This is a genomic window from Tenacibaculum crassostreae, assembly GCF_964512405.1.
Classification (GTDB): Bacteria; Bacteroidota; Bacteroidia; order Flavobacteriales; family Flavobacteriaceae; genus Polaribacter; species Polaribacter crassostreae.
The window spans coordinates 320,324-343,365 of sequence record NZ_CAZELE010000003.1 but is presented as its reverse complement, the minus strand read 5'-3'; the positions used below and the strand labels follow the sequence as shown (position 1 = coordinate 343,365).

16 protein-coding genes and 3 tRNA genes are annotated in these 23,042 nt (G+C 33.1%); 4 read left to right on the top strand and 15 right to left on the bottom strand.

All coding sequences use genetic code 11. From position 1 onward, the window contains the following. Positions 1–2: 2 nt before the first annotated feature. The 12 genes from ACKTST_RS03855 to ACKTST_RS03800 form a co-directional block, all read right to left on the bottom strand. Positions 3–713 (bottom strand): PepSY domain-containing protein, encoded by a 711-nt coding sequence (locus ACKTST_RS03855; RefSeq protein WP_408046456.1) that lies wholly within the window; start codon positions 711–713, stop codon positions 3–5. 3 nt (positions 714–716) lie between these two features. After that, complete coding sequence (locus ACKTST_RS03850; RefSeq protein ID WP_348718380.1) at positions 717–1,313, bottom strand: DUF2911 domain-containing protein; 597 nt, start codon at positions 1,311–1,313, stop codon at positions 717–719. Positions 1,314–1,319: 6 nt separating this feature from the next. Then, positions 1,320–1,802, bottom strand: coding sequence for a YybH family protein (locus ACKTST_RS03845; RefSeq protein WP_348718379.1), 483 nt, complete (start codon positions 1,800–1,802; stop codon positions 1,320–1,322). Between the two features lie 10 nt (positions 1,803–1,812). Beyond that, positions 1,813–2,268, bottom strand: a complete 456-nt coding sequence (locus ACKTST_RS03840) for a heme-binding domain-containing protein (RefSeq protein WP_348718378.1) — start codon at positions 2,266–2,268, stop codon at positions 1,813–1,815. Then, complete coding sequence (locus ACKTST_RS03835; protein ID WP_348718377.1) at positions 2,269–2,865, bottom strand: DUF3347 domain-containing protein; 597 nt, start codon at positions 2,863–2,865, stop codon at positions 2,269–2,271. A 30-nt stretch (positions 2,866–2,895) separates the two neighbouring features. After that, positions 2,896–4,119, bottom strand: a complete 1,224-nt coding sequence (locus tag ACKTST_RS03830) for a TolC family protein (RefSeq protein ID WP_348718376.1) — start codon at positions 4,117–4,119, stop codon at positions 2,896–2,898. Then, a complete protein-coding gene (locus tag ACKTST_RS03825) occupies positions 4,109–7,834 on the bottom strand; it encodes an efflux RND transporter permease subunit (protein ID WP_348718375.1) in 3,726 nt (1,241 codons plus the stop codon). Before ACKTST_RS03825 ends, ACKTST_RS03830 begins: the two co-directional genes overlap by 11 nt. A 106-nt stretch (positions 7,835–7,940) precedes the next feature. Then, on the bottom strand, positions 7,941–8,363 hold the full coding sequence (locus tag ACKTST_RS03820) for an HYC_CC_PP family protein (RefSeq protein WP_348718374.1): 423 nt from the start codon (positions 8,361–8,363) through the stop codon (positions 7,941–7,943). Positions 8,364–8,667: 304 nt separating this feature from the next. Continuing rightward, positions 8,668–8,741 (bottom strand) — tRNA-Arg (locus ACKTST_RS03815). A gap of 8 nt (positions 8,742–8,749) precedes the next feature. After that, positions 8,750–8,824, bottom strand: a tRNA-Pro gene (locus ACKTST_RS03810). A gap of 26 nt (positions 8,825–8,850) precedes the next feature. Further along, positions 8,851–8,933: transfer RNA gene (locus ACKTST_RS03805), tRNA-Ser, on the bottom strand. Positions 8,934–9,024: 91 nt separating this feature from the next. Next, positions 9,025–11,067 carry an HD family phosphohydrolase gene (locus tag ACKTST_RS03800; RefSeq protein ID WP_408046455.1) on the bottom strand — a complete coding sequence of 681 codons (2,043 nt, stop codon included), beginning with the start codon at positions 11,065–11,067 and terminating at the stop codon, positions 9,025–9,027. Between the two features lie 161 nt (positions 11,068–11,228). Between ACKTST_RS03800 and ACKTST_RS03795 the strand changes: the two genes are divergently transcribed. Together ACKTST_RS03795 and ACKTST_RS03790 are read left to right on the top strand one after the other, a co-directional pair. Continuing rightward, on the top strand, positions 11,229–12,404 hold the full coding sequence (locus tag ACKTST_RS03795; protein WP_408046454.1) for an acetyl-CoA C-acyltransferase: 1,176 nt from the start codon (positions 11,229–11,231) through the stop codon (positions 12,402–12,404). A gap of 25 nt (positions 12,405–12,429) precedes the next feature. Then, the gene (locus ACKTST_RS03790; protein WP_408046453.1) at positions 12,430–13,203 is read left to right on the top strand and encodes a C40 family peptidase; all 774 of its coding nucleotides are present in this window, start codon (positions 12,430–12,432) and stop codon (positions 13,201–13,203) included. A 72-nt stretch (positions 13,204–13,275) separates the two neighbouring features. Here the strand turns inward: ACKTST_RS03790 and ACKTST_RS03785 are convergent, their stop codons facing one another. Both ACKTST_RS03785 and gyrA read right to left on the bottom strand, forming a co-directional pair. Next, a complete protein-coding gene (locus tag ACKTST_RS03785; RefSeq protein WP_408046452.1) occupies positions 13,276–14,514 on the bottom strand; it encodes a tetratricopeptide repeat protein in 1,239 nt (412 codons plus the stop codon). A gap of 18 nt (positions 14,515–14,532) precedes the next feature. Beyond that, entirely contained in the window at positions 14,533–17,034 is a 2,502-nt protein-coding gene (gene gyrA, locus ACKTST_RS03780; protein ID WP_408046451.1) for a DNA gyrase subunit A, read from the bottom strand. A 306-nt stretch (positions 17,035–17,340) separates the two neighbouring features. Here gyrA and ACKTST_RS03775 point away from each other — a divergent pair, with 306 nt between their 5' ends. Further along, a complete protein-coding gene (locus ACKTST_RS03775) occupies positions 17,341–19,902 on the top strand; it encodes an ATP-dependent Clp protease ATP-binding subunit (protein ID WP_408046450.1) in 2,562 nt (853 codons plus the stop codon). A gap of 75 nt (positions 19,903–19,977) precedes the next feature. On the opposite strand, the gene hutH is transcribed toward ACKTST_RS03775, so the two are convergent. Next, complete coding sequence (gene hutH, locus ACKTST_RS03770) at positions 19,978–21,483, bottom strand: histidine ammonia-lyase (protein WP_408046595.1); 1,506 nt, start codon at positions 21,481–21,483, stop codon at positions 19,978–19,980. Between the two features lie 168 nt (positions 21,484–21,651). Here hutH and ACKTST_RS03765 point away from each other — a divergent pair, with 168 nt between their 5' ends. Then, on the top strand, positions 21,652–23,037 hold the full coding sequence (locus ACKTST_RS03765; RefSeq protein WP_408046449.1) for a TlpA family protein disulfide reductase: 1,386 nt from the start codon (positions 21,652–21,654) through the stop codon (positions 23,035–23,037). Positions 23,038–23,042: the final 5 nt, after the last annotated feature.

The window sequence follows — 23,042 nt, the reverse complement described above, 5'->3', positions numbered from 1 at the left end:
CTTTATTTTTTTATTCGTTTTAATAATTTTCTAACTGATGGTGAAGATGTATACCACAATAAAAATCCACTTAATACGGTTATTAATCCTAAAAGTGAAAAGGCTCTTAATACGAGTGTATTGAAGTTGTCTCTACCTTCATAATCCATTGTGTGTGTCATCCATAAAAAATCGAACCATCTCCAACTTCGATGTCTTACGGTTTGAAACTTTCCATCCTTAACAGATACATATGCTTTTAGCGCTTCATCGGTATCATAAGAAATTACATAAGCAGGTAATAATCGCTCTCTATATTCGTGGTGTTTTCCTGTTTCTTTAATCTTTTCAATCGAAGCTACTTTTAAGCCACCTTTCATGTAGTTTTTAGCTATGTACAAAGCTTCTTCTTCAGAAATATTTTCTTTTAGACTACCATCCAAAGCATTGTATAATTGTTTCTTGTTTATCCAATAAAATGGAACACCATTAATATCTCTTAAAGCAATGGTATTAATTCCTCCAGAAATTTTTAATTCAGAAGGGCTCACGAGATTATTAAATGTTTTAGGCTGATACTCTGAATTCTTGAATTGGTCACCGTGAATATCGTCTATATTTGTCCAACTAAAATAAAGCCCACTGATTGTCCAAAATAGAAACTGAACACCTATAAAAATACCCAAATAACGATGAGTTTTTCTAATTTTTTGTGCTGTGTGTCTGTTAACCATTTTTTATTCTTTTACCTTAAAATCAAAACTTACAGTTACTTTTTCCCAGGCTAGAGAAATACTACCTTCATCATTACTAATCTTGCTAACTTTGTACTCTAAATGTTCTTTTATGTTATCAGAAATAGCGGGTTTAACCTTAAAGCGTAGTATATCATCCTTCTCATCATAATCATCTTTTCCATGTTGGTTCCAATTAGAATTAAAAATGATTGTCCACTCATCTTTCGATGGGATTGTAAAAAAACCATATTTCCCTTTAGGTAGTTCTTGTCCTTGAATAATTAAACCCTTATTGGTTTCTATCCATGTTGCCATATGGGCTCCTGCTTGCCATACTTTATCATAGGCTAATAAACCTCCAAAAATTATTCTATCTCTTACACCAGGTGATGAATAATCGATATGAATATGGGCATCACCAATCATTGCCATAGTAGAAGTATGAGGACTTAATACTTTTTTTGAAGGCTTTGATGAAGTTTCTGTTTTTGGTTGCTCTAAAGTTTCTTTGGTTTTTTTAGTCTCTTTTGCTTCTTGTTTACAAGACACAAAAAGAAACGTGCATAATAATAGGATAAAAAGAATACGTAGTCTCATATGATTTTATTTTTTATTTCTTGAAGAAGAATGTGTTTTGATGATTTTCCATTTGCCATCCATTTTCTTTAGAATGGAAGTTGCTACACCTTTTTTCTTAATAGTTCGAGAATTGCCCTTATCATTTGGATTTAAGGCTATAGTATAGATGTATGTTTCTGTAGTAAATGCATAGGGTGCATCTACTTTCACATCAATTTCATAATCTGAAAAAGTAAAGCTTTTAAAATGCCCTAATTCTGGACCTAGATGATGCTTTATATAATGTGCATAAGAACCTTCTACACCGCCTGACTCAAACACTTCAGAATCTTCAGAAAACAACTCAAACGTACCTTTTGTTGTTAAGTTTTGTAAAGCGTTTTTGTATGACTTCATTACTTCGATAACCTCTTGTTTATCTGTCATATTCTTACTGTTCTGCGCATTAGTAAAATTGACACTTGTTAGCAGAATAGTTACTAGTGTAATTAATTTAAGTATTTTCATAATAATAGTTTTATTCTAATTTTTTTCTTAGTTCTTTCATATAATCAAGAACCAAGGTCTTTTCAGATTTTGATAATTCAGCTTCCTTATGAATCAAAGTGTAAGAATCTAGAGGCATTTTATCACTTTCAATCTGTTTAATAATAGACCTTAGTTTACTTACTTTTCTTCGATTTGAAAGAGAACCCCACTCATTAAAATTTAACTCTGCTTTTCCCTCTTCAACATGATCTTCTATAAACCACGCTATTGGTTGAATTTTATTGTACCAAGGATATTTTGTGTTGTTACTGTGACAATCATAGCATGAGACTTGTAATATTGTTCCAATTTCTTTTGGTGTATTATTTAATATTAAAAAGTCATTTTTGGGTACAATACTACTTTGGTTTAGTTTTGTGGGTACAAATTGTATACCCACAAAACATACCAACAGAATAAGTGCTATGATTTTTACAACTCTCATTTAGTTAATTTCTTTTTGCACCTTTCCGCAGGTTAACATTTTATTACCATAGTAAGGGTTTTTTACATTTTTTTCCATACTTAACCATGCACCACCTCCATCATACATAGGACAAAACTGCTGATATAAAGTATTCTCTGTTCCTGTTATGGCAACCATATCTATAATATCCTTACTCAATACTTTAAAGTGCTCACGTTGATGCCCAATTTCACTTCTGCTAATATGTTCAGCATGTTCGGTAGCATCAGCGATAATATCTTTTAATTCCTTCTGCTGTTCTGCACTATAGTTGTTCACTTTAAATGCTTTTAATGTGTTTTCTAATGTTTTACCAGCTTTGGCTGCCGCAGATTCATTTGTTGCTACTAAAGCATCTTTAAGAGCCATATAAGCAGTTAATACTTTTTGAGCATCAGTTGAGTTTTGAGCATCAGAAACTGTCTTATCAGTAGAAGCATTCATTTCATCATGATTCATCTCAGAATGTTCTGTATTAGTAGCAGTATTTTCTTTTATACCATTCTTACATGACATGGCTGTTAAACTTAAAGATGTCATTAATGTAATTGCTAAGATTAATTTTACTTTTTTCATTGTTGTTTGATTTAAAAATTATGTTTGTCTTTAGTTACTTAAATAGTTAATAATAGTTGTTTGTACGAAGTAGTCTTTTATCGATTCTATTTGATTCATCTGAAACTTTAACTGCAATTCTTGAATGTCTAAAACATCATTAAAATCAATCGTTCCTGTTTCATAGTTTTTAATTAGAATTTCTTCTGCGTCTTTAGCTTGTTTTAGATTTTTTGTCTGCGTATTATAGCTGATTCTCGAAGCAATTCTGTTATTTATCGCTTTAGAAAGTAATGTCTCTAGTTTGTTTAATCGTTCTTGCTTTTGAGACAATAATTCTTCTTGCATTAATTGATGCTGCTTCGTTTTAGATTTGTACTTCTTATTAAATATGGGAATTGACAATGATACCATTGGCATTACAATATCTTTTCCGTTATCAGAAAAATTCATATTCGGACGTTCTGAAACAGCGATATAATCCAAACCAAAACCAATCATCGGGCTGCTTTCTTTTTGGTTTAACAGTTCTGATTGTTCAACAGATTGGTACAGTTTATCGTACTTACTAAGTTCTGGATGTAGTTCCAATTTTTTAACATCAATCTCATTTTTCTCTAAAGGAATATCTAACTCTTTAACGACTTCAACAACAGTAGTACTTTCTCTATTTAAGAGTTTGTTGAGTGCCGTTTGTTCAGCCAAATATTTTTGTGCTAGTACTTGTTTTAACTGCTCCAGTTCATTTTGTCGCATTTGTAATCGCAATACATCTACAGCAGATGCTTTTCCTACTTCTACAGAAGTCAATGCCAAGGTTTCATACGTCTTAAGCAATTCGATATTCTTTGTGAGTACATCTTGTTTTGCCTGAATAGTGTACAATTTATAATACGATTGAGATACATCTGTAATCAATTGACGTTTAGCAATAACAATGTCTTCATATTTAGCATCTGCTAAAGAATTCACATAGTTTTCTCGTGCTGTAATGGAACCAAACCACGGAAGCATTTGTTTTGCGGATATTTTAAAACGTTGTGCTCCAGTTCGTGTTTCTGGTTCGCTTGCAAAATAACCTATACCAAATTGCGTATTGGGTAATGTATTGACTTCGTTTACTTTTTCTGAAGCAATGGCATGTTGCAGTTCAAACTTTTGAATTTTAGGATTGTTCGCCAATGCCTCATTAATAAGTGATTGTAATTCTTGTGCGTTGGAAAAACAACTAAAAACAAGAATAAATAGTACGGATAATATATTTTTAGTTTTCATTATTTTTCTTTCTTTTTAATAAAAATTCTTCTCGCAAACTGTATAACACAGGTAGTAAAAAATAGGATGTAACATCGATTATCATACCTCCAAAAGCAGGAATTGCCATAGGTATCATGATATCACTTCCACGTCCTGTAGATGTTAGTACAGGCAATAATGCTAACACCGTTGTTGCCGTTGTCATTAAACATGGTCTGATACGTTTTTCACCAGCTTCTACAACCGATTTTCGTATATCTAATTTTGTGGTAGGCTGATTTTTACTAAACGTTTGTTTTAAATAGGTTGCCATAACCACTCCGTCATCAGTAGCAATACCAAACAAAGCAATAAAACCTACCCAAACAGCAACACTCAAGTTTATTGGGTGCATTTGGAATAATTCTCGAATGTTTTGTCCAAAAACGCTAAAGTTTAGAAACCACGATTGCCCATAAAGCCACATCATTATAAATCCACCAGCAAAAGCCACAATAATTGCGGTAAATACCATTAAAGAGGTAGTAGTAGAACGAAATTGGAAATATAAAATGATAAAAATGATTAATAATGCTAACGGTACCACCACAGAAAGTGTTTTCTCTGCTCGTATCTGATTTTCATACGTTCCTGTAAACTGGTAATTGATTCCTTTTGGAACTACGAGTTCACCATTATCTATTTTTTCTTGAATAGCTTTTTGTGCATTTTCAACAACGGTTACCTCTGCAAAATCGTTCAATTTATCAAACAATACATAACCTATTAAAAAGGTATCTTCACTTTTAATCACTTGTGCACCTTGCTCGTAGCGAATGGTTGCTAATTCACTTAAAGGCACAGAACTTCCACCGTTAACTGGCACGTAAATTTGCTGTAAATCAGTTGGGCTAGTTCTTAATTCTCTAGGATAACGTACACGTACTCCATAACGTTCTCGTCCCTCAACAGTTTGCGTAAGTGACATACCGCCAACGGCAACTTTTAAGACATCTTGCACCTCTTGAATAGAAATGCCATAACGTGCTATTTTTTCTCTGTCAATATCAATTAATAAATAGGGTTTTCCTACAATCCTATCGGCAAAGACAGCTTCTTTTTTAACCCCTGTAACATCTTTTAAAATGTCTTCCAGTTGTACACCAAAGGCTTCAATTTCTTTTAAATTTTGTCCTTTTACTTTTATCCCCATGGGTGCACGCATCCCTGTTTGCAACATTACCAATCGGGTCTCTATAGGTTGTAATTTTGGGGCAGAAGTAACACCTGGTATTTTAGTAGCTTTTACGATTTCATTCCAAATATCATCGGTAGATTTAATGTTAGGTCGCCAGTTTCGGTAAAACTCACCGTCATTATCTTCTATTAATTCATCAGTAGAAACATCAGAAAATATAATCTTAGAAGTAGCATCTGTTGAATTTGGATTTGCAACCGTTTCTCCATTTTTCAACATAAACAATCCGTCGTTATTTACTTTATAGCGTTGACGTTCTCCATTGCTGTTAAGTGCATATTCGGGTTTGTAAATAATTACATTTTCATACATTGAAAGTGGAGCAGGGTCTAATGCAGAATCGGTTCGTCCTGCTTTACCAACTACTGTTTTTATTTCAGGAATACTAGCAACACCCATATCTAACTGCTGTAAAACACGTTTGTTTTCTTCAACTCCAGAATGTGGCATTGAGGTTGGCATTAGTAAAAATGATCCTTCATTTAACGAAGGCATAAACTCTTTACCTGTGTTTTTGAATATTAAAAATCCAAGAATGGTAATCGTTGTTGGTATTGCTAAAAAGAGCATTTTGTTTGCTAGTGCCCATTGTAAAATTTGAGCATAGTATTTTCTTAATAACGAAAACGCACCCAGCAATCCGAAACAAATAATGGCTACAAACAATAGGTTTAACAATAAACTTTTGCCTACGCCTAAAGGTCTCCAATGTTCCGCTAATAAAAATACAATTGCCGCCGATGCAATAACAATATTGATAAGGTTTACTTGTTTGTCAGAAACTTTTTCTTGTAGTTTTAAAATTCCTGTAATTCCAAAAGCGATTAAAAGCATTCCTAACCAATACCCAAAGAAAATAGATAAAACACCCAAGATTATTAGTGCTGCATTAATGACATAAGAGAGTTTTTTAGTAGTACTTCTTCTTTTAAAAATGATAGTTGCAAATGGCGGAATTAGAAACAGCGCTACCACTAATGCCATAATAAGTGCAAAAGTTTTGGTAAAAGCCAACGGACTAAATAATTTACCTTCAGCACCAACCATAGTAAATACGGGTAAAAAACTAATAATAGTAGTCATTACTGCGGTAACGATTGCGCCAGAAACTTCGGCAGTGGCATTGTAAACCACGGTATTAATTGGGAGATTATTTCTGCTTTTTTCTAAATGATTTAAAATATTTTCGGATAGAATTACCCCCACATCTACCATAGTTCCAATAGCAATAGCTATTCCAGATAAGGCTACAATGTTTGCATCAATACCAAAGGTTTTCATCGCTATAAAAACCATTAAAACTGCTACAGGTAATAAACTGGAAATTAATATGGAAGCTCTTAAATTATATACCATTACAATAATTACTAAAATGGTAATGAGTATTTCTAAAGTCAGAGCTTCGTTAAGTGTTCCTAGTGTTTCTTGTATAAGTTCTGAGCGATCGTAAAAAGGCACAATGGTTAACTGCGAAGTGGTTCCATCTGCCAATACTTTTGAAGGCAAACCTGCGCTTAACTCTTTTATTTTTTCTTTGGTGTTATTAATTACCTCTAACGGATTTGCACCATAACGAGCCACTACAACACCTCCTACAACTTCTGCACCCTCTTTATCTAAAATCCCTCTACGTGTTTTTGCTCCAAGGGAAACTTTAGCTATATCTTTAATTTTTATTGGTGTATAATTGGCAGATGAAACCACTGCATTTTCTATATCTTTTATAGATTTTACATACCCCAAACCACGCACTAAATATTCTACCTGATTAATTTCTATGGTTTGCGCTCCAATATCTTGATTACTCTGTTTTACAGCTTGTACAACATGATGTAAACCAATATTGTATTGTCGCATTAATTCAGGGTTAACGTCAATTTGATATTCTTGAACATATCCTCCAATTGATGATACTTCTGAAACACCACTTGCCGATGATAAAGCGTATTTTACATAGTAATCTTGTATACTTCGTAGTTCGTGTAAATCCCAACCACCTGTTACGTTTCCGTCTTCATCTCTACCTTCTAAAGTATACCAATATACTTGCCCTAAACCTGTGGCATCGGGTCCTAAAGTTGGACTTACACCATCGGGTAATAAGTTACTTGGTAGCGAGTTGAGTTTTTCGAGAATACGTGAACGACTCCAGTAAAACTCAACATCTTCTTCAAAAATGATATAGATACTAGAAAAACCAAGCATAGAAGAGCTACGGATAGTTTTAACACCTGGTATTCCTAACAATGATGTGGTTAACGGGTAAGTAACTTGGTCTTCTATATCTTGTGGAGAACGACCAGTCCATTTAGTAAAAACTATTTGTTGATTTTCTCCAATATCTGGAATAGCATCAACGGCTACAGGATTACTTGGTAAAAAACCAGTATCCCAGTTAAAAGGTGCATTTACAGTTCCCCATCCTAAAAACAGAATGAGAAGTAATATGGCTACGAGTTTGTTTTCTATTAGAAATTTTATGCTTTTGTTTAGCATTGCTTTAATTTTTAAACTTTAGACATTGATATTTAGAAAATATCACATACAGAAAAGTACCCTAATGAATAGTATTCACAGGATAGTGCAGTCTATTGTTTAAAAATCAAATTAAATAAGTCTCGTCAAGTTTATAGATTTCCTTGACGACTAAAGGAGGTTTATAAAGTCTATAAAGCGTTTTATCTTCTTCTACACTTTCAAATAAATTGATGTAAGTATATACAAAAGAAGCAATAAAAACTTGCTGGTCAAATGAAAGAGAAGAATGAGATACTTTTAATTCATCCTGACCATCAATTGTAACTTGTTTATCGGTACAACAATTTTTCTTTGTAACAGAGCACTCTGAGTTTGAATTTGAAGTAGATGCTTTCATATTCATTCCGCAATTTTTTGCTTTTTTGAAAATGGCAGTATCTACCAAAGTATCACCGCAATAATGCATATCTATGGTAAAAGAAACCGTAGAAAGTAAGACCATTATAGCCATTACAAAAGATATTATTTTATGAAATACTTGTTTCATTCTATATGCAAAGTTATGAAAATCAATTAGAACTTCGTGTAAACTTAGTATATCATAAGCATTTCACTAGTTCAAACAATCATTATAAAGTACAAATTTATGACAACAACAGAAGTAAGTTGTGCATAATTTTGATTAAGATTTATCACAAAAATTATATAGTTCAAAGGTTTTTGAAACCTGAATAACTACCAAAAAACGTTAAAATATGTTAAATTTTATGAATTTGAGAAAAGTGTGCACAAAGTGTGCATTTTTAGAAACAAGAAAGGCTTCCAGTTTCCTGAAAGCCTTATTATTCCTGTGATCGCGACAGGATTCGAACCTGTGACCGTCTGCTTAGAAGGCAGATGCTCTATCCAGCTGAGCTACGCGACCATTATTCGTCGGGGTGGCAGGATTCGAACCTGCGACCTCCTGCTCCCAAAGCAGGCGCGATGACCGGGCTACGCTACACCCCGATAAATGGGTCATCTGCAATTTTTTGCGGAGAGACCGGGATTCGAACCCGGGCATCGAAAAACGATGACAGCTTAGCAGGCTGCTGCATTACCACTCTGCCACCTCTCCTTAATTCTTACCGAAGCGTGAATTAAAAATTGCGAGTGCAAATGTATAACTATAAATACGTTTCTACAAACTTTTTATTGAAAAAAATTAGCTATTCTGGATACTCAACTCGTAAGTGATAGATATTCATTAACTTATTCTTAATAATTTTTTTAATTTTTTCTATCTCTCTAAACGTAATATCAGAATTGATAAACTGATTTTCGTTTTTTTGCTTGTCAATTATCTTATCAATCAACTCATCGATTGATTGTGCTGTTGGAGTTTTTAAACTTTTCGAAGCTGCTTCTGCAGCATCACACATCATTAAAATTGCGGTTTCTTTTGAAAACGGAATAGGTCCTTGATATTGAAACTTCTTTACATCAACATCAGGATTGTTTTCTTTTTCTCTTTTATAGAAATAATACGTTACACTTGTACCATGGTGCGTTCGTATAAAATCAATAATTCTATCTGGTAACTTATGTTTTTTTGCTATTTCTATCCCGTTAATTACATGATCTAGAATAATACGAGCGCTATCTTCAGGTAATAAATCGTTATGTGGATTAACTCCTGTAGATTGATTCTCTGTGAAATACATCGGATTCACCATTTTTCCAATATCATGATACAACGCCCCAGTTCTAACTAACATGGAGTTCGCTCCTATTTCGTTAGCTGCCGCCTCTGCTAAATTTGCTACCTGCATAGAATGTTGAAAAGTTCCAGGAGCTTTCTCGTTCAAATCTCTCAGTAATTTTGAGTTGGTGTTTGACAGTTCTAACAAAGTAACATCAGAAACCAATCCGAATAACTTTTCATAAAAATAAATAAAGAAAACTGCTAAGAAAGATAGCAATCCGTTTGCTGCAAACAATCCGAAGTACAACCAATTAATCTTATCTGCATTTCCTTCTTTTAAAATAGAAAATGCAAAATAAGTTAACATGTATATTAGAGTAATTTGACCTATTGAGATAAATAGGCTCGCTCTTTTATACAGCTCAGAAACCGTTAAAATAGTTACAATTCCTGCAATAATATGTAAGTAAATAAATTCAAAACTATTCGGTACAATAAACCCTAATAGCAACACAGTTAACACATGTGTAAACAAACCTAAACGAGCATCAAAAAAAGCTTTTAAAACGATTGGCAAAATACTTAAAGGAACCACATATAAATAATCTGAATTGTATTTAATCACCATAGTTTGCACAAAAATCATTAAAAAAACATTGAAGAAAATGAACGTTACTTTGTTATTATCATTAAAAATTTCGAGTCTATATCTTTCTAAAAAAAGCAGTAACATCAATAAAGCAAAAGCTACCAAAATAGTGTACCCAAAAACAATCCAGTTATAATTGGATTTTGTCCAAATTTGTGAACTTGAGGCAACTTCATACGATTTTAATACATTGTATTTTCTTCCTTCAACAATATCGCCTTTTAAAATAATTAGCTCTCCTTTCGATACTTTTCCTTTTGCGTAAGAAATACTTTGTAGGTTTTCGTTCAACTCTTTTTCACTGTACTTAAAATCATAGGTAACATTAGGTTTTAAATTACTCGACAAGTAGTTTAAAAGCAATCGCTGTTTATAATATTCCTGATTTTGTGTATTCAATCGTAAAAATCCTAAAACATCTTTAGATTGTATTAATTTTGAAAACGGGACATCGTCTATCGAATTCCCATTTCTTAAAACAACAACTTCTTCCCTACTGGCTTTATCTGTACTTGCATCATCAAGAAAACCGTAGGTGTAAACTTTATCAATAATAGCTTCACCCTCTTTTAATAAATTTTTTATTGAGTTTATTGACAAGGAGTCTAACGAACTTACTTCTTTAACAAAAGAATTAAGCACTTCGTTTTTCACAGAAGCATCAACTTCAAAATATTTTTTTGAACTTGACGCTAACTCTTTTTTTTCAGCAGCAATTTCTTCAGAAGTTTTTTGAATAGCAAAATCGAAAGGAGCATATAAATTATCGTATTGCCAAGGTTTTCCTTGCGGAAAATCATATTTAAATTGTCCTCCTTTTGGAAACAAATACACAATAGCTACCACAGTTATTAAAAACAAAAGTACTTTGTAAATTATCGTATTGTTTTTATACAACCTGTTGATTAAATCGTTCATTTTATATGTTTATAAAATGTAAATATAACCTTTCTCTATTATTTGAGTACTTGTTATAAAATGGTTATTTTCGCAAGACAAATCTTAACACAATATATTCTTAAATCTAAAACCTTAGATTAAATAGGTTTATAAAAAGAATAAAATTAACAATATAACACATGAAAGAAGTAGTAATAGTATCTGTAGCTAGAACACCAATTGGTAGTTTTTTAGGAACTTTATCAACTATACCTGCACCAAAATTAGGTGCTGTAGCTATAAAAGGAGCTTTAGATAAAATCAATCTAAAACCAGAAATGGTTGAAGAAGTTTTTATGGGGAATGTAGTTTCGGCAGGTTTAGGTCAAGCACCAGCACGTCAAGCAGCTATTTTTGCGGGAATTCCTGATACAGTACCTTGTACTACTGTAAACAAGGTTTGCTCTTCTGGAATGAAATCTATTATGTTAGCAGCCCAAACAATCTCTTTAGGTGATGCCGAAATCGTAGTAGCTGGTGGTATGGAAAACATGAGTATGATTCCTCATTACCAACACGCCAGAACTGGTTCTAAATTTGGTCCTATCAAAATGGAAGACGGAATGCAAAAAGACGGATTAGTTGATGCTTATGAGCAAGTAGCTATGGGTGTTTGTGCTGATGAATGTGCTGTTGAATATGAGTTCTCAAGAGAAGACCAAGACGCTTTTGCTGTTGAATCATACAACCGTTCTGCTAAAGCTTGGAGTGAAGGTAAATTTGCTGATGAAATTGTTCCTGTTGAAATTCCTCAACGTCGTGGTGAGCCTATTATCTTTTCTGAAGATGAAGAATATAAAAACGTAAAAATGGATAAAATTCCTGCTTTACGTCCTGCTTTTACAAAAGAAGGAACTGTAACTGCTGCTAATGCTTCAACAATTAATGATGGTGGAGCTGCTTTAGTATTAATGTCTGCCGACAAAGCTGCTGAATTAGGCTTAACTCCGTTAGTAAAAATTAAAGGATATGCTGATGCTGCTCACGAGCCAAAATGGTTTACTACTGCACCAGCAAAAGCTTTACCAAAAGCATTAGCAAAAGCTGGAGTTTCTATTGATGATGTAGATTATTTTGAGTTAAACGAAGCTTTCTCTGTTGTTGGACTAGCAAACATGAAAATTTTAGGTTTATCTACTGATAAAGTAAATGTAAACGGTGGGGCTGTTTCACTTGGGCATCCATTAGGAGTTTCAGGAGCTAGAATTATCATCGCTTTAACTTCTATTTTAAAACAAAATAACGCTAAAATTGGTGCTGCTGGTATTTGTAACGGTGGTGGTGGTGCTAGTGCAATGGTTATAGAAAGAATTTAATTTACTTAAAAACCTCAACTAGTAGATGTCTTTCGGAATTTGTAATTTAAGTATTGTTCCTCTTCGATTAGAACCTTCTGATGCTTCAGAAATGGTAAATCAAGTGCTGTTTGGTGAGCACTTTGAAATTATAGAAAAATCTAAAAAATGGAGTAAAATTCGTTTAGATTTTGATAATTATGAAGGGTATATAGATAACAAACAATACGAAGAAATATCTGAAAACATTCACACACTTTTATCAAAAGAGAAAAAGCATTACGCTCGTGAATTAATCGATTTTATCACAGATAATAATAACAATCTGACAACAATTCCAATGGGAGCACAACTTCCATTTTTTAAGGATAATAAAATCAGTATTAATAACACTTCTTTTTCTTATGATGGCAAAGTAAGTGACAGTAAATTAGATAAATCTGCTATTATTGAAACTGCCTTTTTGTTTTTAAATGTTCCGTATTTATGGGGAGGAAAATCTCCATTTGGAATAGATTGCTCAGGATTTACACAAACAGTATATAAATTGTGCGGTTATAATTTACTTCGTGACGCAAAACAGCAAGCAACTCAAGGTGAAGTTTTAAGTTTTATTGAAGAAAGTGAACCTGGTGACTTGGCTTTTTTTGATAACGATGAAGGGATTATTACTCACGTTGGAATTATTATGAATGACTATAACATTATTCACGCTCACGGTAAAGTTCGTATTGATAAATTAGACCATAGCGGCATTTATAATGTAGACACACATCAACATACGCATAAACTAAGAGTTATCAAACGTTTAATTGATTAACACTTAAACTAAGAACATAAAAAAACCGAAACTTTAAAGTTTCGGTTTTTTTATTTATTAAGATTTCTCTTATTATTTCATTGACTGATATAAATCTCTGTACTCAGTAGCTTTATCACTCATTTCTAAAACTTCATATAAATTCATTAAAGTTTTAACAGTGTCAATACTTCTACTTAAACCATCAGCTTTTTCTAAAAATGGTAACGCTTCTTTATAAACTTCTTTTTGTTTTAAAGCTAACTCATCGTACTTCTTAAAATTAGATAAGTTCTTGTTCATTTCTTCGACAATAGCTTTCTCTTGATCTAAAATAGCTACCGCTAAGTTCATATAAGCATCAGCATAATCTGGCTTTAACTCAATTGCTTTGTTGTAGTATTTTTTAGCATCATCCATTCTACCTTGGTTGAAATTTACAACCCCTAAGTTAAAGTATAATGTAGGATTTTCTGGATCTAAAGCAACTGCTTCACTCATTAATTCACCGAATTTATCCATTTTACCCATATCGACATATAACTGAGCTTCATTTAAAATTAAATTTAAATCCTTTGGATTAGATTCACGAGCTTCTTTAAACGCAGCAATAGCTTCGTCAGTTTTACCTTGCTCTTTTAAAATTAAAGCAATGTTTTTAACGATAGTAGCAGATTTTGATTCTGAAGTTTTAGTTTCAGGTTTAACATAGCTACCTGACTTAACCATTAAATCTCTTCTTGCTTTATCGTTACCAAAACTTTCTACTTTACCTGTGGCTTTATCAATAGCTACATATTGTTTTTCAACACCTGTATATCCAACTTTTTGTAATTCTTTATAATACTTCATAGCTTTGTCATAATCTTGAGCTTGAGTTGCAGAAATCGCAGCATTATAAGCAAACGAAGTGTCTGTTGGACTTAACACATACGTTAAATAAAAATTATCCGCTGCGTTTTTATAGTCTTTTTTGTTATTATATAAATCTACTGCTTTGTTAGACACCTCTTGAATCATTTGATTTAAAATAGGCTGAGCTTCGCCAGCATATTTATTTTCCTTCATTGCTAATAAAGCATTTAAAGATTCCGCTGCTCCTTTATAGTTTTTTTGAGCTGCTAATGCTTTACCTTTTAAGAAATAAAACTTAGACTTATACTTATCTTCTCCACTCATCATTACAGAACCTTCTACAGCATTAAGAGTACTTAAAGCCGATGTAAAATCCTGTTTTTTTATTGCCTTCTCCGCGTCTTTTAATTCTGATTTTTGGGCTACAGCTCCCAACGACATTAATCCTAAAGAAAGAGCTAAAATTTGTTTTTTCATTGTAAGTTATGATTTTATTTATTGTTGTTCTTGACTTTCGTTTGTACCATTTTCAATTTCCGTGCCATTTTCTTCTTCGTCTTTTTCATGCATAACTTTTGCCACTGCAGCAATATCGTCGTTATCTTTAATATTGATTAACCTAACTCCTTGAGTTGCACGTCCCATAACACGTAAATCTTCAACAGCCATACGAATGGTTAATCCAGATTTATTGATAATCATTAAATCATTGGTATCATCAACATTTTTGATAGCCACTAAATTACCTGTTTTTTCTGAGATATTCAACGTCTTAACCCCTTTACCTCCACGGTTAGTGATACGATAATCTTCTAAACTAGAACGTTTACCATATCCTTTTTCAGAAACTACTAAAATATCACTCTCAGTATCATTTACAGCAACCATACCAATCACCTCATCATTATCATGTGCTAAAGTAATACCACGAACTCCAGAAGCTGTTCTTCCCATTGGTCGTGTTTTTTCTTCTTCGAAACGAATTGCTTTTCCTGACTTTAACGCTAGCATTACTTGGCTATCTCCTGTAGTTAATTTAGCTTCTAATAACTCATCACCTTCTTTAATAGTAATAGCATTAATACCATTTGCCCTAGGGCGAGAATATTGCTCTAAAGGTGTTTTCTTAACTTGACCTTTTTTAGTAGCCATAATAACATAATGATTATTGATGTAATCTTCATCTTTTAAATCACCTGTTACTAAGAATGCTTTTACTTTATCGTCTTGCTCAATATTAATTAAGTTCTGAATCGCTCTCCCTTTGGTATTCTTTCCTCCTTCGGGAACTTCGTAAACACGCATCCAGAATACTTTTCCTTTTTGAGTGAAGAACAACATATATTGATGGTTTGTACCTACAAATAAGTGTTCTAAGAAATCTTCATTACGGGTAGTTGCTCCTTTTTGTCCGCGACCTCCTCTATTCTGAACTTTGTATTCATCTAAATTGGTACGTTTAACATATCCAGCATGTGAAATAGTAACCACCACTTTAGAGTTCGGAATCATATCTTCAATACGCATATCACCTCCAGCATATTCAATTACCGAACGACGCTCATCTCCGTATTTATCTCTGATTTGAATTAACTCTTCTTTGATAATATCGTAACGTCTTGGTTCGTTTGCTAAAATATCTTTTAAGTCTGCGATTGTCTTAATGATTTCGTCGTACTCAGCACGTAACTTATCTTGCTCTAGTCCTGTTAACTGACGTAAACGCATTTCAACAATAGCACGTGCTTGAATTTCAGTCAACTCAAAACGCTCTATTAATTTTTCGCGAGCTTCATCTGCATTTGCAGAAGCACGGATAATCGCAATTACCTCATCAATATTATCCGAAGCAATAATTAATCCTTCTAAAATGTGTGCACGAGCCTCCGCTTTCTTTAATTCAAACTCTGTTCTACGAACAATTACTTCGTGTCTGTGCTCAACAAAATAATGAATTAACTGCTTTAAGTTTAATTGCTCAGGACGTCCTTTTACTAAGGCAATATTGTTAACACTAAACGATGTTTGTAACTGTGTATACTTGAATAATTTGTTTAGAACAATGTTAGGGATTGCATCACGCTTTAATACATACACAACACGCATTCCTTTACGGTCAGACTCATCACGAATACTTGAAATTCCTTCTAATTTCTTTTCATTTACCAAGTCAGCAGTTTTCTTAATCATTTCTGCTTTATTAACTTGATAAGGAATTTCTGTTACTACGATACACTCACGACCTTTTACCTCTTCAATCGTAGCCTTTGCACGCATAACTATACGTCCGCGACCTGTATGAAAAGCTTCTCTTACACCATCGTACCCATAAATAATTCCTCCAGTAGGAAAATCAGGAGCTTTGATGTGTTGCATTAACTCATCAATTTCAATATCACGATTGTCGATATAAGCAACTGTACCATTAATAACTTCTGTTAAGTTATGTGGCGCCATATTTGTTGCCATACCTACGGCAATACCTGACGCTCCGTTTACTAATAAGTTTGGAATACGAGTTGGTAACACGGTTGGCTCCTGTAAAGTATCGTCAAAGTTTAACTTATGATCTACAGTTTCCTTTTCAATATCAGATAACATTTCTTCTGATATTTTTTGCATACGCACCTCGGTATAACGCATTGCTGCTGGAGAATCACCATCAACCGAACCAAAGTTCCCTTGCCCATCAACCATCATATAACGCACACTCCAATCTTGTGCCATACGCACCATTGAGTCGTACACAGAAGTATCTCCATGCGGGTGATACTTACCTAGCACCTCTCCTACAACTCTTGCAGATTTTTTATATGCTCCTGTAGCTTTAATTCCTAATTCATGCATACCAAACAACACCCTACGGTGTACTGGTTTTAAACCATCTCTTACATCTGGTAACGCTCTAGATACTATCACCGACATGGAATAATCGATGTATGCCGACTTCATTTGCTCTTCAATGTTGATAGGTATCAACTTTTCGCCATCTGCCATATATATTCTTTTAAAATATTAGTATTTATTTTCGTCAAAAAAGTGAATTTTACACTCGATAAAACTCACTTTTAAAATGCCTTTTTAATTGCTGCATTTTCTAAAACATTGCAAGATACTACAACCCTCAGTTTTACACAAAAAATATCCTTATTCTTTTAAGATACTTATTAACAATTTCGCAGGGTTTTAAACATAAAAACACTTCTTTTTACTCGTCAGAATGTCAGCAAAAAAGTATTGGCACCTTTTTTGTAATTTTTACCAAAAAAACTTACTAACTTTACAAAGACAGAAAATAAATTTATGGACGATAATTTTTCACCACAAGTTAGAGATGTAATTACTTTTAGTAAAGAAGAAGCCCTAAGATTAGGGCACGACTTTATTGGAACAGAACATCTTTTGTTAGGTTTGATACGAAAAGGTGACGGGAAAGCCATCGAAATATTAACAACTTTTGATGTAGATTTAGATTTAGTACGCAATAAATTAGAAAAGTTAAATCCAACTACCCCATCTATAGCAAACTCACAACGAAAGAGTTTACATCTTACAAGACAAGCAGAAAAAGCTATAAAAACAACGTTTTTAGAAGCTAAATTATACCAAAGCAATGCGATTGACACTGCTCATTTATTGTTGTGCATTTTACGCAACGAGAATGACCCTACAACCAAACTACTTCAAAAGTATGATGTAGATTATGAGCAAGCAAAAAGTTTATATAAAGAGCTACATGTAGAAGACGATAATTACATTTCTCCTATAAGCGAAACACCATCTGACGATGAATTTTCAGATGAAAAGAGTAATCCTTATGGACAACAACCTCAAAAAGGAAAGCAAGTAAAAAAATCTAAAACTCCTGTTTTAGATAATTTTGGGCGCGATTTAACCGCTTTAGCCGAAACTGGTAAACTTGACCCTGTTGTTGGTCGTTTGAAGGAAATAGAACGTGTTTCTCAAATTTTAAGTAGAAGAAAGAAAAACAATCCGATGTTAATTGGTGAACCTGGGGTTGGTAAATCAGCTATCGCAGAAGGATTAGCATTGCGTATTGTTAACAGAAAAGTTTCTCGAATTTTATTCGACAAACGTATCGTTTCTTTAGACTTAGCTAGCTTAGTTGCTGGAACAAAATATCGTGGTCAGTTCGAAGAACGTATGAAAGCGTTAATGAACGAACTTGAAAAAAATGACGATATTATTTTATTCATTGATGAAATCCATACCATCGTTGGTGCTGGTGGGGCTACAGGTTCGTTAGACGCTTCTAACATGTTAAAACCTGCTTTAGCAAGAGGTGAGATTCAATGTATTGGTGCCACTACACTCGATGAATACAGAACAAATATTGAAAAAGACGGTGCTTTAGAACGTCGTTTTCAAAAAGTAATTGTAGATCCTACAACTGTTGAAGAAACTATTCAAATTTTACACAATATTAAAGGTAAATACGAATCACATCACCATGTGTCTTTTACCGATGAAGCTATTGAAGCTTGTGTAAAGTTAACCAATCGTTATATGACCGATCGTTTTTTACCAGACAAAGCGATTGATGCCTTAGACGAAGCTGGATCAAGAATCCATATTACAAATATTGTAGTACCTCAGCAAATATTAGAATTAGAAGCTAAGCTTGAAGAAATTCGTGAACGCAAAACTAAAGCAGTTAGCGGGCAAAAATATGAGGAAGCGGCAAAACTTCGTGATGATGAAAAAAATATTGAAACAGCATTAGAATCTGCTCAACATCAATGGGAAGAAGATTCTAAGCTACATCGTGAAACTGTTACCGAAGACAATGTTGCCGAAGTAGTATCGATGATGACAGGAATTCCTGTAAATCGTGTTGCTGAAGCAGAAAGTAACCGTTTAGCCGAATTACCTCAATTAATTAAAGGTAAAGTCATCGGTCAAGAAGAAGCGGTTACCAAAGTTGTAAAAGCTATTCAACGTAACCGTGTTGGATTAAAAGACCCTAACAAACCAATTGGTTCATTTATTTTCTTAGGTTCTACAGGAGTTGGTAAAACACAATTAGCAAAAGTATTGGCTCGTGAATTATTTGATTCTGATGATTCTTTAATTAGAATTGACATGAGTGAATACATGGAAAAATTTGCCATTTCTCGTTTAATTGGTGCACCTCCTGGGTATGTTGGTTACGAAGAAGGTGGTCAATTAACCGAAAAAGTACGTCGCAAGCCATATTCAGTGGTCTTATTAGATGAGATTGAAAAAGCGCATCCAGACGTATTTAACATGCTTTTACAAGTATTAGATGATGGACATATTACTGATAGTTTAGGAAGAAAAATCGATTTTAGAAACACCGTTATTATCATGACTTCTAATATCGGAGTTCGTAAATTAAAAGATTTTGGCGGAGGTGTTGGTTTTGGAACTTCATCTAAAAAAGAACAAGAAGATGCAAATGCTCGTAGTATTATTGAAAACGCCTTGAAAAAGTCGTTTGCACCTGAGTTCTTAAACCGTATTGATGACGTGATTATCTTTAACTCGTTAGAGCGTGAAGATATTCATAAAATTATCGATATTGAATTAGATAAGTTATTAAAACGTATTGACGATTTAGGTTACAAACTTACGTTAAGCGAGAAAGCCAAAGATTATATCGCTGATAAAGGTTTTGACAAACAATACGGAGCACGTCCTTTAAAAAGAGCAATTCAAAAGTATATTGAAGATGCTTTAGCTGAAGAAATCGTGAACTCTAAACTAGACGAAGGAGATTCAATTTTCATGGATTTAGACGAGCAAACTCAAAAACTCCTCATCTCTATTGAAAAAGGTGAAAAACCTACAGAATCTCGTACCGAAATAGACGAGGACAATTAAAAATTAATTTTTTGACAATAAAAAACTCCAACTTAAATTTAAGTTGGAGTTTTTTACTTTTATATTGAGCTTTTCTTAAAACAATTCTATTGCTTCTATAGTTAAGTTATTAATAAAGCTTTCTGCGTTTTTTATATCATTATGTAACACTCTGTCATCTTCTACTAAAGGAACATCTTGCCTAAACATACTTACAAAAGAAGTTAAAAATTCAGAAGTACTATTATTTCTAAAAGACAATCCTTGTGAGGCATTCATCAACTCAATAGCTAAAATAGACTCCACATTATCAATTACTTTTTTAGCTTTTACAGCCGCATTTGCTCCCATACTCACATGATCTTCTTGTCCGTTACTCGACACTATAGAATCGATGCTTGATGGTGTACAAAATTGTTTATTCGCACTTACAATACTTGCTGCTGTATATTGCGGAATCATAAATCCGCTATTCAATCCTGGATTCGAAACCAAAAATGCTGGTAATCCTCGTAAACCAGAAATTAACTGATAGGTTCTTCTTTCCGAAATATTTCCTAATTCTGCAACTGCAATTGCTAAATAATCTAAAGCCAACGCCAATGGTTGTCCGTGAAAATTCCCTCCCGAAATTACCATATCTTCATCAACAAATACATTTGGATTATCGGTTACTGAATTGATTTCAGTTACAAATGTTTTCTTTACAAAATCTAACGTGTCTTTAGTTGCTCCATGTACTTGTGGCATACATCTAAACGAATACGGGTCTTGTACATGTTCTTTTGGTTGCTGAATCAGTTCACTATCTTCTAATAATTCTGAAATACGTTTTGCTGTTGCTAATTGTCCATTATGCGGACGCACTAAATGAATCAATTCATTAAAAGGTTCAATTCTACCATCAAAAGCTTCTAAAGAAACAGCTCCAATTACATCAGCTAAATACGATAATTTATAAGCTTTTAATAAATTATGAACTCCGTAAGCACTCATAAATTGAGTTCCGTTTAACAACGCCAATCCTTCTTTAGACTGTAAATTGATTTTCTCCCAACCAAACTTCTCTAATAATACTTCTCCTGAAATTCGTTCACCATCAACATATACTTCTCCTAAACCAATTAATGGTAATGATAAATGTGCTAATGGAGCCAAATCTCCCGAAGCCCCTAACGAACCTTGGGCATAAACAACCGGAAGAATATCATTGTTATAAAAATCAATCAAACGATTTACAGTAGCTAACTGTACTCCAGAATGTCCATAACTTAACGATTGAATCTTTAATAACAACATCAATTTCACAATCTCTTGAGGCACTTCTTCTCCTGTACCACAAGCATGACTCATCACTAAGTTTTCTTGTAACTGTTGTAAATTCTCACCGCTAATTTTTACGTTACATAAAGAACCAAATCCGGTATTAATTCCATAGATAGGGTCGCTATGGATTTTCATTTTTTCATCAAGATAAGAACGACATTTTTGTATCTTGTTTCTTGACTCGTCAGACAATGAAATCTTTTTATCTAGTAATAAAATACTATAAATATCTTCTAAACCTATTGGTTGTGAACTTATTATATGTGTAGTATCCATTTTCTTCTTTTTAAAGGTGTACAAAGAACCTAAAAAAAGATAAATTTTCATGGACTTTTATTGTAAAAAATAACTTGACAAACAAATAATATGTTAATTTCTTTGATAAAAACGTTAAATAAAGTAACTTCGACGCCTTAAACACCATATTTACTAATACACGAGACAATGAAAAAACTAGTACTTTTAGCCCTCATAGGAGTTACCATAATTTCATGTAAGAAGGAGGAGCCAGTAAAAGATTATTTAATTTTATCTGGTAAGATTGAGAATTTTAAAAAGAGAAATGTCTCTTTATCTGGTTTTAATTTCAACAAAAAAATAGATTTCGACAGAAAAACCGGTTCTTTTGTTGATACTTTAAAAATTAACCATGATGGATATTATACCCTTATAGTTGATAAAAAACCTATAAACTTATATTTAACCAAAACAGACGATACAGGTCTGGTTTTCGACTTTAAAAATGTTGACATCATTAACTTTGAAGGTAAAAATGCTAATATAAATAGCTATTTTCTTGAAAAACAAAAAACCTGGAAAGACATAATTGTTAATGCTAATCAGTTTTTTGCGCTTGAAGAAGAAGAGTTTTTAAGTAAAACTGAAGAATATAAAGATGCTTTAACAGAGCTTTCTATTTCTAAACAATTGCCTGCAGACTTTTTAAAGCACGAAGTTAAAAACATTGATTACGAATGTTTAAGAAATTTGTATAACTACGAAGATTATCATGCTACTTTAACTCGTAATAATGATTTTAAAGTATCAGAAAATTTCCCTAATCCTATAGAAAACTTTAACTTTAGTAGTGGTGAAGATTATATTAATTCATTCTCATATAGAGCTTTATTAGAAAGTGAATTAAAAAACATTGCTAGAGAAAAAAACAAAGAAGGAGAAGATTACTATTTAACTTATTTAGAAACTATTCAAACAGAGGTTTCTGATACTATTGCAAAGAATGACTTACTTTACAAAGACGCTCAATCTAGCATTACCTATGCAAGTGATTTAAAAGAGTTCTATAGAAAATTTATGGCATATTCTACCAATGAAGCTCATAAAAAAGAAATTACTGCAGATTACAACATGCTTAAAGCAACTGCTAAAGGGCAACCAGCTCCTAAGTTTAAAAACTATATAAATTATGACGGAGGTACTACATCTATGGATGATTTATTAGGAAAAGGAAAATACCTATATATTGATGTTTGGGCAACATGGTGTGCTGTTTGTAAAAGAGAAATTCCTTTATTAAAAAGACTAGAGCAAGTTTACCATGGTAAAAACATTGAGTTTGTAAGTATAAACGTTGATGCTAAAGGAAACGAAGAGAAATGGAAAGAAACTATTCAAGATAGAGAAATGACTGGTATACAGTTAATGGGAGGTGACACTAACCTAAAGCTAGACTGGACCAAAGACTTCTTAATTAAAGGCTTGCCAAGATTTATCTTAATTGATCCTGATGGAAAAATTGTAAGTCCAAATGCACCTGCTCCATCAGAAGGTGAACGTTTAATTAATATGTTTGACGAATTAGAAATCTAATCAAA

Excerpts from the sequence above, each read along its gene's own strand:
- ACKTST_RS03855 (WP_408046456.1), bottom strand. The coding sequence starts at position 713 with ATGGTTAACAGACACACAGCACAAAAAATTAGAAAAACTCATCGTTAT.
- ACKTST_RS03850 (WP_348718380.1), bottom strand. The coding sequence starts at position 1,313 with ATGAGACTACGTATTCTTTTTATCCTATTATTATGCACGTTTCTTTTT.
- ACKTST_RS03845 (WP_348718379.1), bottom strand. The coding sequence starts at position 1,802 with ATGAAAATACTTAAATTAATTACACTAGTAACTATTCTGCTAACAAGT.
- ACKTST_RS03840 (WP_348718378.1), bottom strand. The coding sequence starts at position 2,268 with ATGAGAGTTGTAAAAATCATAGCACTTATTCTGTTGGTATGTTTTGTG.
- ACKTST_RS03835 (WP_348718377.1), bottom strand. The coding sequence starts at position 2,865 with ATGAAAAAAGTAAAATTAATCTTAGCAATTACATTAATGACATCTTTA.
- ACKTST_RS03830 (WP_348718376.1), bottom strand. The coding sequence starts at position 4,119 with ATGAAAACTAAAAATATATTATCCGTACTATTTATTCTTGTTTTTAGT.
- ACKTST_RS03825 (WP_348718375.1), bottom strand. The coding sequence starts at position 7,834 with ATGCTAAACAAAAGCATAAAATTTCTAATAGAAAACAAACTCGTAGCC.
- ACKTST_RS03820 (WP_348718374.1), bottom strand. The coding sequence starts at position 8,363 with ATGAAACAAGTATTTCATAAAATAATATCTTTTGTAATGGCTATAATG.
- ACKTST_RS03800 (WP_408046455.1), bottom strand. The coding sequence starts at position 11,067 with ATGAACGATTTAATCAACAGGTTGTATAAAAACAATACGATAATTTAC.
- ACKTST_RS03795 (WP_408046454.1), top strand. The coding sequence starts at position 11,229 with ATGAAAGAAGTAGTAATAGTATCTGTAGCTAGAACACCAATTGGTAGT.
- ACKTST_RS03790 (WP_408046453.1), top strand. The coding sequence starts at position 12,430 with ATGTCTTTCGGAATTTGTAATTTAAGTATTGTTCCTCTTCGATTAGAA.
- ACKTST_RS03785 (WP_408046452.1), bottom strand. The coding sequence starts at position 14,514 with ATGAAAAAACAAATTTTAGCTCTTTCTTTAGGATTAATGTCGTTGGGA.
- gyrA (WP_408046451.1), bottom strand. The coding sequence starts at position 17,034 with ATGGCAGATGGCGAAAAGTTGATACCTATCAACATTGAAGAGCAAATG.
- ACKTST_RS03775 (WP_408046450.1), top strand. The coding sequence starts at position 17,341 with ATGGACGATAATTTTTCACCACAAGTTAGAGATGTAATTACTTTTAGT.
- hutH (WP_408046595.1), bottom strand. The coding sequence starts at position 21,483 with ATGGATACTACACATATAATAAGTTCACAACCAATAGGTTTAGAAGAT.
- ACKTST_RS03765 (WP_408046449.1), top strand. The coding sequence starts at position 21,652 with ATGAAAAAACTAGTACTTTTAGCCCTCATAGGAGTTACCATAATTTCA.